Source organism: Micavibrio aeruginosavorus (genome assembly GCF_051245535.1).
Lineage (GTDB): Bacteria > Pseudomonadota > Alphaproteobacteria > Micavibrionales > Micavibrionaceae > Micavibrio > Micavibrio aeruginosavorus_D.
In genome coordinates this window covers 420,571-432,690 of sequence record NZ_CP195303.1, presented here as the reverse complement: position 1 = coordinate 432,690, position 12,120 = coordinate 420,571, and the positions used below count along the sequence as shown (strand labels likewise).

Genomic DNA, 12,120 nt, shown 5'->3' with positions numbered 1-12,120 from the left:
GCATTATGCCGCTTCCTTCTGCTCAATGGCGATCAGCAAGGCTCCGTCGCTCACCTGCTGTCCGGCAATCACGGGTAATTCCTCAACCGTTCCGGCAAACGCCGCGCGGATGGTCATTTGCATTTTCATCGCTTCCATGATCAACAATGGTTGATCCTTGTCCACCGATGCGCCCTTTTTCACCATGACGTCGATAATCTTACCCGGCATCGGCGCGATGATGCGGCCTTCGCCCGCTTCGCCTTCACCATCCGCACCCGGTGTATACAGATGCAGGCGGATAACGCGGCCATCGCGGAGCAATGTCAGATCGTTGCCATCAACGGCAATTTTCGCATGGTTCAGCGCATCGCGTGACACGCGCACGGATTTCCCATCCACGCTGACATCAAAATCACGGCCCGCGCAGGTGACGGACACTTTTTTATGGCCACCACGATTCACGAAATCCAACGTCCGGGTCAGCACGCCATTCATGCGCCAGCTATCAGCCACATCCCAAATATCATCCCCTTGAATAACATTCATGGCACCGGACAGGATATACACGGATGCAATCGCCAGATCGTGCAGATCGGCCACACCGTAATTTTCGGGCAACAAATCATCATTAAACCGGGCGATAAAGCCCGTATCCACATCGCCCGCGATAAAGGCCGGGTGGCGGGCGATATTGCCCAAAAATTCCTGGTTCGTGACCAGCCCGGCAATAACCGTTCCGGCCAGAGCGGAGGAGAGTTTTTGCAAGGCTTCCGTACGGTTGGCCCCATGCACGATCAATTTCGACACCATCGGGTCATAATGGATGGACACGGCATCACCCGCCTCAACCCCCGTATCCATCCGCACGCCAAACGGCGCGGACAGAGCGGTTAAACGCCCAATTTGCGGCAGAAAATTTTCCGCCGGATCTTCGGCATAAATCCGCACTTCAAACGCATGCCCATTGATGGACAATTGATCCTGACGCAGCGGCAAAGCCTCACCATGCGCCACGCGCAATTGCCATTCGACCAGATCGAGGCCCGTGATCATTTCCGTGACCGGGTGTTCCACTTGCAGGCGCGTGTTCATTTCCATGAAGAAAAATTCATGGGTTTTGGAATCCATGATAAACTCAATGGTGCCTGCGTTGGTGTAGCCCAAGGCTTTCACGGCCTTCACCGCGGCATCACCCAATTTTTCACGCACGGCTTGGCTCAATCCCGGAGCCGGAGCTTCCTCCACCACTTTCTGGTGGCGGCGCTGCAGGGAACAATCGCGTTCGAACAGATACACGGCATTGCCGTGGCTATCACCAAACACCTGCACCTCCACATGGCGTGGGCGGGTGATGTATTTTTCAATCATCACATGATCGTTGTTGAACGATGCGGCGGCCTCGCGTTTGCAGGCGTTTAAATGTTCGTCAAAATCCTTTGCGTCTTCGACCAGACGCATGCCCTTGCCCCCGCCCCCGGCGACGGCCTTGATCAACACAGGGTAGCCAACCTTCGCCGCTTCGGCTTTCAGGGTCGCAGAATCCTGCTTCGCCCCCATGTAACCGGGCACGATGGGCACACCGGCCTTGGACATGATTTCCTTCGCCCGGTCCTTTAACCCCATGGCGGTGATGGCCGTGGCGGACGGGCCAATGAACACGATGCCCGCTTTCGCGCACGCATCGGCAAAATCGGTATTTTCGGACAGGAACCCGTAGCCCGGGTGAATGGCCTGCGCCCCGGTATCCAGCGCCGCCTGTATAATAATGTCACCGCGCAGGTAAGATTCCCGGCTGGCCGCCGGACCGATCCGCACCGCTTCATCCGCCATACGCACATGGCGCGCGCGGGCATCAGCATCGGAATAGACCGCGACCGTGGCAATCCCCATCCGCCGTGCCGTTTCAATCACGCGACAGGCAATTTCGCCCCGGTTCGCAATCAGGATTTTCTTAAACATCTACGCCCCAGCCTTTTTGAGTAAAATGCGGTCAGGGACAGTAGCAAATTCAGGGGTATGGGCAAAGGGAGGGAAATGTTGCGGTGCGTGTTTTCATAAGACGATCACACGCTATTAGACAACGTTAACTGATCCCCTGCCCCTTGTTCAATTTTAATAACTTTCTGAATACTATTTTCAGAAGATAATTTTCTACCTACACGCCTCTGAACGGACTTCATCTCAACATAAAGATAATCACCATTCCCAAATCTATGAACCCCATTCTTTACGTCCGTCAAAAAGGCGGCATCTTTAATGTCTGCAGGAAGAGGAGCTCCGCTACCATTATCAAATGTCCACTTAGAAGATCCATCGAGCACGGGCCTAACAATTCTTAGCCATACCGTAGAATCGTACTCGTGCAGGTGATCTTTAAGGTCGAGCTTTTGAAAACTATCTGCTTCAGCTTTTTCAATTGAGGATATTTTGTTTTCACCAGAAGCGATACTTACTTGCTCCAATCCAGCCTTTAAAGGCTGCCTTATAAACTTATTGCAGGCTTCTCCCATATTCGGGGAAGCCATCACAAGATTATAAGTATTTTGATTTATCGTAATATTTCCGTTATTCGTCTGCACAACAACATTGCCATCGCCTGTGCTCTCAACACTTTTAGGCGGCCTCCCTGCAAGCCCTCTAAACAGCTCTATCACTGACTGAAATGTGCTCATATATCCTAAAGCAGAAAAACCCATCTCACCGATGGCAAATGCAGATCTAATAAGAAACTCGACCTCCACACAGCCTGGTCGTATTTCCGTTACAACACTTCTTGTGGATGACGCAGAACCACTAGACTGCATCAGCGAAACTGAAAAATCAGCAAATCCTTTAATTGCATCGGCGAGAACATAAGCATCAATCTCATGCTTATCTTTCTTTCCATCATCGTACTTAATTGTAAAAGAATAATCTTCCATAGCGAATCCCTAAAAATTTATACCTACTTCACCCACCCCGGCTTCCGCTTTTCCAAAAACGCACTCAACCCCTCCTTTGCCTCCCCACCTGCACGAATTTCGGCGATGCGGGTGGCGGTATGGTCTTGCAGGGCGAAGTCGATGGGGCGGCCGGAGAGTTCGTTGCACAGGGCTTTGGCTTCGCGCACGGCGTCGGGGCCGTTGGTGGCGAGGCCGTCGAGAATTTCGTTCAGGCGATCGGCCAGAGCGGCATCATCGTGCAGAACTTCATGCACCAGACCGATTTGGTGCGCTAGACCTGCGCCGAAGCGTTCGCCCGTTTGGGCGAAGCGGCGCATGTGGCGTTCGCCAATCGCCTTCATCACATAGGGGCCAATGGTGGCGGGGATCAGGCCGATTTTGACTTCCGAGAGCGCAAAGCTGGCGCGTTCGGTGGCCAGAACGATGTCGCAACATGCGACCAGCCCAAACCCGCCACCCATGGCCGCACCATGGACGCAGGCGATGGTGGTTTGCGGCATGGAATAAAGTTTGTTCAGCATGCCAGCCAGTGCGAGGGCATCGGATTTATTTTGTTCCTGCGTATAATTTGCGGCCTTCATCATCCAGACGAGGTCGGCCCCGGCGGAAAAATTCTTGCCCGCGCCGCGCAGAACGATCACCCGTAAATCCCGCTCCAACGCCAGCGCATCCAGCTTGCCATGCAAGGCGGCAATCACGTGTTCGTCGAATGCGTTATGCACATCCGGGCGGTTCAGCGTAATGGTCGCCACACCGTCGCGGATGTCCAGCAACACATTGTCAATTCCGGGTTGGTTTTCGTTCAGCATGTTTGGTCCTTTATTCAAATACTTTTTCATTGTCATCCCGGGCTTGACCCGGGATCCAGAGTCATGGGGCGCGATCTGTCCCGGTCTTCTGGATTCCCGCTTTCGCGGGAATGACAATGGAGAGTGAGAGATTACATCCGGAATACGCCGTATTTCGTTTCCTCAATCGGGGCATTCAAACTGGCTGAAATGGCCAGACCCAGAATGCGGCGGGTGTCCGCCGGGTCGATGACGCCGTCATCCCACAAACGCGCGCTGGCGTAATAGGGGTGGCCTTCGGTTTCGTATTGTTCGATGACGGGTTTTTTAAAGGCGGCTTCGTCTTCGGCGCTCCACGTATTGCCGTCACGTTCCATCGCGGCGCGTTTGACGGTGGCCAAAACGCCCGCCGCTTGCTCCCCGCCCATCACGGAAATGCGGGCGTTGGGCCACATCCACATGAAACGCGGGTTAAACGCGCGGCCGCACATGCCATAGTTCCCCGCCCCGAACGATCCACCGATAATGACGGTGAATTTCGGTACGCGGGCGCAGGACACGGCGGTCACCATTTTCGCGCCATCCTTGGCAATGCCACCGCTTTCATATTTCTGCCCCACCATAAATCCGGTGATGTTTTGCAGGAAGACGAGCGGAATGCCGCGTTGGTTGCACAGTTCGATAAAATGCGCGCCCTTTAATGCGGATTCGGAAAACAACACGCCGTTATTCGCGACAATGCCGACCGGCATGCCGTAAATATGGGCAAAGCCCGTGACCAGCGTGGTGCCATAGCGTTTTTTGAATTCATCAAATTCGCTGTTGTCCACGATGCGGGCAATGACTTCGCGTACATCGTATGGCGTTTTCAAATCGGGCGGGATGACGCCGTAAATATCGTCCGCCGGGAATAATGGTTCCTTCGGCTCCTGCATCCGCACCGCGCCGCCTTTGCGGCGGTTCAAGTGGCTGACGATCTTGCGCGCGATATCCAGCGCGTGGTCATCACTGTCGGCCAGATGGTCGGCCACGCCGGACACGCGGGTGTGAACATCGCCGCCACCCAAATCTTCGGCGGTGACATCTTCGCCCGTTGCGGCCTTCACCAATGGCGGACCGGCGAGGAAAATTGTCCCCTGCTCCTTCACGATCACGCTTTCATCCGACATGGCGGGCACATACGCGCCGCCAGCGGTGCAGGAACCCATGACCACGGCAATTTGCGGAATGCCCTTGGCTGACATGTTGGCCTGGTTATAGAAGATGCGGCCAAAATGGTCGCGGTCGGGGAAGACTTCGTCTTGATTGGGCAGGTTCGCGCCGCCGCTATCCACCAGATAGATGCAGGGCAGATTGTTCTGTTCCGCCACTTCCTGCGCGCGAATGTGTTTTTTCACGGTCAGGGGGTAATAGGTTCCGCCCTTCACCGTCGCATCGTTACAAACGATCACGCATTCCTGCCCGGCCACACGGCCAATGCCGGTGATGATCCCGGCGGCGGGAACGTCATCCGCATACACTTTATAGGCGGCCATTTGCGAGAGTTCGAGGAACGGGGAACCCGGGTCCAGCAAACGGCTGATCCGGTCACGGGGGAGGAGTTTGCCGCGGGAGGTATGGCGGTCACGCGCCTTGTCCCCGCCGCCCTGTTCGATCACGGCGATTTTCGCGCGCAGATCGGCGACCAGAGCCAGCATGGCGTCGCGGTTTTTGATGTAGTCCGGGCTTTCGGCGCTGATGGCGCTGTTCAGGCGGGTCATCGTTTAATCCTTCCCTTGTATCCTTAAATTTTGCCGTCAGATTAAGGGCATCCCCCGCCCCAGACAAGGGCTAGAAGATTGGGGCCAGAAGATTGGAGAACAGCATTGTTTGACATAATCACGAGACTGGGTGTACACTCTTGCCATTCGCCAGAGATGCGAACCTAATGCACTGAAATAAAAATAAAAAATGAGCAAAAAACACACGAAAAAGCACCCAGACACCAAAAACCGGGCCCAAAATGGCGCGGCGGGCTGGGCTGCGGTCTTGGTGTGTGTTGCCGGGGTTCCCGCCGTGCTGACGGCGGCCATGGCTTATCACCATTTTTCCCAACCCCATCGCGGCGAAGAAAATCGCGGTACAGCCCTCGCCTTTGCCGACCTGCCCACCAAGGGGGATGGACGGATCAAATACCTGATCGCCAAATTGCGCACATCGCCGGAAGGCGAGCGCCTGTTTCAATTTGCCGCCCGCACGAAATTGCAATTCATCTGGGGTGGGCCGGGAACAGCCATGGGGTCGTATAGCAAGAGCCTGATGAGCGCGAAGCCCGGTTTTTCCGACGATATCACATTGCTGACCATCGCGCATGAAACGCGCCACCATTGGCAACACACCACCATGAATGCCGATATCGCGCGGCTGGAACCGCTGGACCAATACGCCGTCAAGCGTCTGCGTGAAGTTGATGCCTGTGCCTATGCCGCACATTTCTCCGCCGATTTTAAAGATGCCACGGGTCACACCATGAAAACCCCGTCTGCGGTTTTGGGGCTGTATGGCGGGTCGATTGCGATGAATTACGCACAGAAAGATCCGGCCACACGCGATGCGATGCGTGATGCCTATGCACCGTGTATGGAATCCATCAACAGCAGTAAGAAATATAATACAAGCCACGCCAAAACTGTGTTCAAAGCAGAATTTGCCGGCACCGCCGAAGGCCGCATTCCCCACCACGAAACCGGCCCGATTTATCGCGCTTATTTCAAAACATCCGTCGCCGATGACGCCCCAAGTGTTCGCGGGGCAGCAACATTGAGCGACCAAGCCCTGCGTGATTGGGCCACAGATTTACCAAAAACAAACATCGCCAAAGCCATCAAATCCGTCCAGCGCCGTTATGAAGAAGCGCGCAACAAACAACCGCAACCGACCCCGCAAGGATGATAAAAATGAACAAGAAACTCCGCACCTTTGCCATTCCGTTTTTGTGCAGCGTCTTTATGGGCGCAGCCCATGCCGATGATATTCAATACAGCCCGGAAATCAGCTTTGCCGACATTCCGACACACGGCGATGCCCGAGCAAAAGCCACCATTGAAGCCATGCGCAAAACACCGGATGGTGAAGCGCTTTACCAAAACGCGGCCAGAACAGGCGCAAAATTTCGCTGGATCACAGAAGGCGGCGATGGAAAAAGCGGCCTCTATGATGACGGCATATTAAGTGTAAAATCTGCGCAGAAAAACAGCGCGGTGCTGCTGGTCACTGTCCATGAACTGGTTCACCACTTTCAGGAAACGCAATTGCAGTTGGACAAACGCGTTTTATCACCAATATATCGCTATAACGCGCTGCATCTATCCGAAGTGGATGCCTGCGCGAAAACAGCGATTTTTAATGCCAGTTACACAGATTTAACGGGACAAAACTTGATTGAAAAGCAAGAATCCTATGTTGGTTATGGCGATAAAACGGCCTATGAATACGCCGCCACCCCGCTCCATCAACGCAATGTTTTTAAACAGGCTTATGAGGGATGCTTTGCCGAAATCCCGGCACGCTATTCGGATTATTTCAAACGCAATGCGAACATTGCGGGGATTTACCTGCGCCCTTCCTTGGTTGCCACAAAGGAAGTCCTGACCGGCAAAGCCGATCCTGTGAAAGTTTATAAGCAATATTTCGCAACGATGCCCGTTCCGCAACGCCATGCCCTGTTCCAACAGTTTTTCACCACGGATATTCAAAGCGGAAAAGTTCACCCAAGCATAGCAAAGATGGACGCAGCGTCGTTTGATAACTGGATCATGAAACGCACCGAAGCCCGAACCAACAAAGACGTGCAGAGCTACGAACAAATTTTTCGCAAGTACCAGGACATCGCCAAAGAATATTTGCCAGCCAAAAGCCCGAAACCCGGTGCCTGAGGACGAAATTCACACCGCCTCGTAAAATGCTCATTTATATTGCATTGCAATATAAAATTCGGCACGCGCCCGCCAAAACAATCCCCATTTTGCCATAAAAACAGTGTGTTGTGATTGACGCCCCTGCACCGCACCCTAAACTCACTTCCAACCATAAAAAACACAGGCAGGAGTTCGGGATTCATGTTCGGCAAATTCGCCCTCGCGCAGTTCAAAAAAGTCAACGGCAGCATCTCGCCCACGCAACGTGCGGCGCTGGAATCCGGCACGGTTGGGTTTGAACAATCCATTTTCGCCGGACGCCCCGATTGGACCGGTTTACTGAACACGCCCGCCCCGACCTTGACGGCGGAGGAACAATCTTTCCTCGACAACGAAACCGAAGAGCTTTGCCGCCTGATTGATGACTGGAAAATCCGGGATGAGCTGAAAGACCTCTCCCCCGAAGTGTGGGATTACCTGAAGGGCAAAAAATTCTTCGGCATGATTATTCCGAAGGAATATGGCGGGCTGGGCTTCTCGGCTTACGCGCATGCCACCATCGTATCCAAAATCGCATCGCGCAGCGCGACCGTGGCGGCGACCGCGATGGTTCCGAACTCTCTCGGCCCCGGTGAATTGCTGATGCAATACGGGACGAAGGCGCAGAAGGATCAATATCTGCCGCGTCTGGCCGATGGCCGCGAAGTGCCGTGTTTCGCCCTGACCAGCCCGCAAGCCGGATCAGACGCCACCAATTTGAAGGATGAAGGCGTCGTATTCAAAGGTGAAGATGATAAACTGTACATCCGCCTGAATTGGGAAAAACGCTATATCACGCTGGCCCCGGTGGCGACCTTGTTCGGTCTGGCCTTCCGCCTGCGCGATCCTGATCACCTGCTGGGTGATCAGGAGGATATCGGCATTACCCTCGCCCTCATCCCCGCCGATGCCAAGGGCCTGACCCGTGGCAATCGCCACCGCCCGATGGGTTCGCCGTTCCAGAACGGCCCGCATTGGGGTGAAGATGTGGTGGTTCCGGTTGAATCCATTATCGGCGGCCCGGAATACGCGGGCAAGGGTTGGAACATGCTGGTCGATTGTTTGTCGATTGGTCGTTCTATCTCCCTCCCGGCATCCGCTGGCGGCATGTCCCGCTTCGCCGCGCGCGCAACGGGGGCGTACAGCTTTATTCGCCAGCAATTCGGCACACCGCTGTCCGGCATGGAAGGCGTGCAGGAAGCGTTGGGGCGCATTGGCGGCCTGACCTATATGATTGATGCGGCGCGCACATTGCCGTTGCAGGATCTGGATCTGGCCCACGCAGCCGGAACGCAGGCCCGCCCCGCCGTGGCTTCCGCCATTTTGAAATACCACGCCACCGAAGCCGGACGTCGGGTGGCGATTGACGCCATGGACATTCACGGCGGCAAGGGCGTGGTCGAAGGACCAAACAACCCGGTGGGCGGATTGTACCAAGGCGTGCCCGTCGGCATTACGGTCGAAGGGGCCAATATCATGACCCGGTCCCTGATGATCTTTGGTCAGGGCGCGTTTTTGGCCCATCCCTACACGCTGGATGAAATTCGTGCCGCCCAGAATGATGATGCCGATGCAGCCGGGAAATTGTTGTTCAAACATCTGGGTAATATTTTCAACAATGCGGCGCGGTCGTTCTTTATGGGATTGACGGGCGGGGCTTTGTCCCACGCTCCGCAATCCGGACCGGATGCAAAATTCTATCGCCAGATTAACCGGCTAGCCGCGGCATTTTCTTTCACCGCCAACATCACCATGCTGACATTGCAAGCGGCGTTGATGCGCAAGGAACGCACATCGGCCCTGCTGGGTGATGCGCTCAGCAATTTGTATCTGGCCTCGAACGTCCTGCGCCGTTGGACGTTGGAAGGACGCAAGGACAGCGACAAAGCCTTTATGCAATGGGCCGCCGCGCATTGCATTCACAAGGCGGAAAATGCTTTGCACGAAGTCATTGAAAACCACCCGAATAAACTGGTCGGCCTGTTGCTGAAACCGCTGGTCTTCCCGTTTGGCCGATTGACCCGTAAACCGAGCCACGAGCTGGATGCGAAAATTGCCGAGGCTCTGTCCAGACCGGGCGAGGCCCGCGATAATTTAACGTGGAACACCTATGTTCCGACGACGGGCAGCGATTATATCGCCCGTCTGGAATACACGTTCAAACTGGCGCATCAAGCCCATCCGCACGAAGTAACCTTGTTCAAAGCCGCGAAGAAAGGCATCGTGTCCCAGACCGAAGATTACGCCAAGATGGTGGATGAAGGTCTGGAAAAAGGCGTGATTGACGCCAGCACCGCCGCCCTGCTCCGCCGGATGAAGGACGCGCGCGATGATATCGTTCAGGTCGATTATTTCGACAAAACCCTGACCGGTCCCGCCATGCACCGTGTGAAATCACCGGACATTCGTAACGGATAAGCCGCGCATGAAACGCAAGACCGCAATCATGGCCGTGATTCCGACCTTGGTCGCGATGGCGTGGTTTGTCGTCGGCATCGTCAACACGGCGTTCGACCCGCCGCACGTGGCCAATCAACGTTTGATGCGTGATGACATCCGCATCAGCGAACCCGCCATTCAACATATTCTGTACGGCGACGATTATGGCGGCGGGCATTTGCACGGTGCCAACGTTCCATGCAAATCGGAATTTCCATCCGACTGGTCCGCCGATGATGTGATCGGCACCGTCCGCACCATGGCCGCCAATGACAACCAATACTGGCGGAAAGAGGATAACGGCTACCATGTCGGGGAAAACACCGTCCGCGGGGTAAAGGTTCGGGTCGTTCTGGACCGGGACGGGGATGACGTGATTACCGCCTACCCCCTGAACACCCGCAGAAACCCGTGCCCGCGCCGTTCCGCCAACGATAACAGCCCGTAATAACGGCCAAAAACGGTGTTTTTTCCTTGATCCGGGCCGTTCTTTGGCTAGACTGCCGCGTTCCAAAACAGTTTGAGAGATAAAAGATTATGACCGCCATCGTCATCAGCGGAACCGGATTGTTCACCCCGCCCCAGACCATCAGCAACGATGAACTGGTCACCGCGTTCAACGCATGGGTTGATTTGTTCAACGCCGAACACGCCGCCGACATCGAATCCGGCGCGATCCCGGCGATGCAATATTCCGGCACGGAATTTATTGTGAAGGCATCGGGCATTCAAACCCGCCACGTGATGGACAAGGCCGGCATTCTGGACCCGAAGCGCATGACGCCGAATATTCCGGAACGCCCGAATGAACAAATTTCCGTTCTGGCCGAAATGGCCGTGACCGCCGCACGCGAAGCATTGCAACGCGCGGGCCGTGAACCGAAAGATGTCGATGCCGTTCTGGTCGCCTGTTCCAACATGCAACGCCCATACCCCGCCATGGCGATTGAGGTACAGGACGCTCTGGGCATTGACGGGTTTGGGTTTGATATGAACGTCGCCTGTTCCTCCGCCACGTTTGGTATTCAGGCCGCCGCCGATATGATCCGCGCCGGAAACGCCCGCGCCATTCTGGTGGTGAACCCGGAAATTTGCTCCGGCCATTTGAACTTCCGCGACCGCGACAGCCATTTCATTTTCGGTGATGTTGCCACCGCGACGTTGCTGGAACGCAAAGACGCCGCGAACAGCCCCCACGCGTTCGAAATCGTCGGCACACGCCTGCGCACGAAATTTTCCAACAACATCCGCAACAACTTTGGCTTCCTGAACCGGGCCGCCCCGGACGGGATCGGCGCGAAGGACAAATTGTTCGTGCAGGAAGGCCGCAAGGTTTTCAAAGAAGTCATCCCCATGGTGGCCGACATGATTTTGGACCACATGCAGGAACACCAGATCCGCGCCGATGATTTGAAACGTCTGTGGCTGCACCAGGCGAATTTGCACATGAACGAATTGATCGGCAAAAAAGTACTGGGCCGTGATCCGGTTGCGGGCGAAGCGCCGGTTATTCTGGATGAATACGCCAACACCAGCTCCGCCGGATCGGTCATTGCCTTCCACAAACACCACGAAGACATGAAGTCCGGCGATCAGGGCATCCTCTGCTCCTTCGGGGCCGGATATTCGATGGGCTCCGTCATCCTGCGCAAAGTCTAAGCATAAAAAAAACCCGGCCATTTCGCCGGGTTTTTTATTTAGTCTTCTTTTTTCTCAGTGCTGCATGACGTGCCGGTTGAACAGCTTTTGGCACAGCAATGTTTTTCAACCATGCGCGTCAACGGGCAATTCCCGGTCAGACCGCCAAAAATCATGCCCGCGGCCAGAACGACGTTCAGAATGGCCAACCCATCCCAGATCAGTTCCGCCAGCAACATAAACAGCAAAAACAGACCGCCCGTAATCACCATCATTTTCTGGTGCAGCGGCAAATTGGCGCAAAACCCCATCGGGCAATTGGCCCCTTTTTGATTGTCGTCCATTGTTATCCCCTTGGTTGTGGATGAAGAAATTTTGAAAACCCGCGTCGATTCT

10 protein-coding genes are annotated in these 12,120 nt (G+C 55.0%); 5 read left to right on the top strand and 5 right to left on the bottom strand.

Annotated features, from left to right (window positions below; genetic code table 11):
* Positions 1 to 3: 3 nt before the first annotated feature.
* From ACSC94_RS02180 to ACSC94_RS02165, 4 genes are all read right to left on the bottom strand, one after another.
* A complete protein-coding gene (locus ACSC94_RS02180; protein ID WP_435641434.1) occupies positions 4 to 1,941 on the bottom strand; it encodes an acetyl-CoA carboxylase biotin carboxylase subunit in 1,938 nt (645 codons plus the stop codon).
* 104 nt (positions 1,942 to 2,045) lie between these two features.
* The gene (locus ACSC94_RS02175; RefSeq protein ID WP_435641433.1) at positions 2,046 to 2,903 is read right to left on the bottom strand and encodes a hypothetical protein; all 858 of its coding nucleotides are present in this window, start codon (positions 2,901 to 2,903) and stop codon (positions 2,046 to 2,048) included.
* 23 nt (positions 2,904 to 2,926) lie between these two features.
* Positions 2,927 to 3,733 (bottom strand): enoyl-CoA hydratase/isomerase family protein, encoded by an 807-nt coding sequence (locus ACSC94_RS02170; protein ID WP_435641432.1) that lies wholly within the window; start codon positions 3,731 to 3,733, stop codon positions 2,927 to 2,929.
* A 131-nt stretch (positions 3,734 to 3,864) separates the two neighbouring features.
* The gene (locus ACSC94_RS02165; protein WP_435641431.1) at positions 3,865 to 5,472 is read right to left on the bottom strand and encodes a carboxyl transferase domain-containing protein; all 1,608 of its coding nucleotides are present in this window, start codon (positions 5,470 to 5,472) and stop codon (positions 3,865 to 3,867) included.
* Positions 5,473 to 5,662: 190 nt separating this feature from the next.
* Here ACSC94_RS02165 and ACSC94_RS02160 point away from each other — a divergent pair, with 190 nt between their 5' ends.
* The 5 genes from ACSC94_RS02160 (at position 5,663) to ACSC94_RS02140 (ending at position 11,745) form a co-directional block, all read left to right on the top strand.
* The gene (locus ACSC94_RS02160) at positions 5,663 to 6,643 is read left to right on the top strand and encodes a DUF6782 family putative metallopeptidase (protein WP_435641430.1); all 981 of its coding nucleotides are present in this window, start codon (positions 5,663 to 5,665) and stop codon (positions 6,641 to 6,643) included.
* A 5-nt stretch (positions 6,644 to 6,648) separates the two neighbouring features.
* Positions 6,649 to 7,626, top strand: coding sequence for a hypothetical protein (locus ACSC94_RS02155; protein ID WP_435641429.1), 978 nt, complete (start codon positions 6,649 to 6,651; stop codon positions 7,624 to 7,626).
* A gap of 183 nt (positions 7,627 to 7,809) precedes the next feature.
* Entirely contained in the window at positions 7,810 to 10,065 is a 2,256-nt protein-coding gene (locus tag ACSC94_RS02150; RefSeq protein ID WP_435641428.1) for an acyl-CoA dehydrogenase, read from the top strand.
* A 7-nt stretch (positions 10,066 to 10,072) separates the two neighbouring features.
* Positions 10,073 to 10,534: an EndoU domain-containing protein gene (locus ACSC94_RS02145; RefSeq protein ID WP_435641427.1), complete on the top strand. Its 462-nt coding sequence runs from the start codon at positions 10,073 to 10,075 to the stop codon at positions 10,532 to 10,534.
* 89 nt (positions 10,535 to 10,623) lie between these two features.
* Positions 10,624 to 11,745, top strand: coding sequence for a beta-ketoacyl-ACP synthase III (locus ACSC94_RS02140; RefSeq protein WP_435641426.1), 1,122 nt, complete (start codon positions 10,624 to 10,626; stop codon positions 11,743 to 11,745).
* A 38-nt stretch (positions 11,746 to 11,783) separates the two neighbouring features.
* On the opposite strand, the gene ACSC94_RS02135 is transcribed toward ACSC94_RS02140, so the two are convergent.
* Positions 11,784 to 12,068: a hypothetical protein gene (locus tag ACSC94_RS02135; RefSeq protein ID WP_014102434.1), complete on the bottom strand. Its 285-nt coding sequence runs from the start codon at positions 12,066 to 12,068 to the stop codon at positions 11,784 to 11,786.
* Positions 12,069 to 12,120 lie beyond the last annotated feature (52 nt).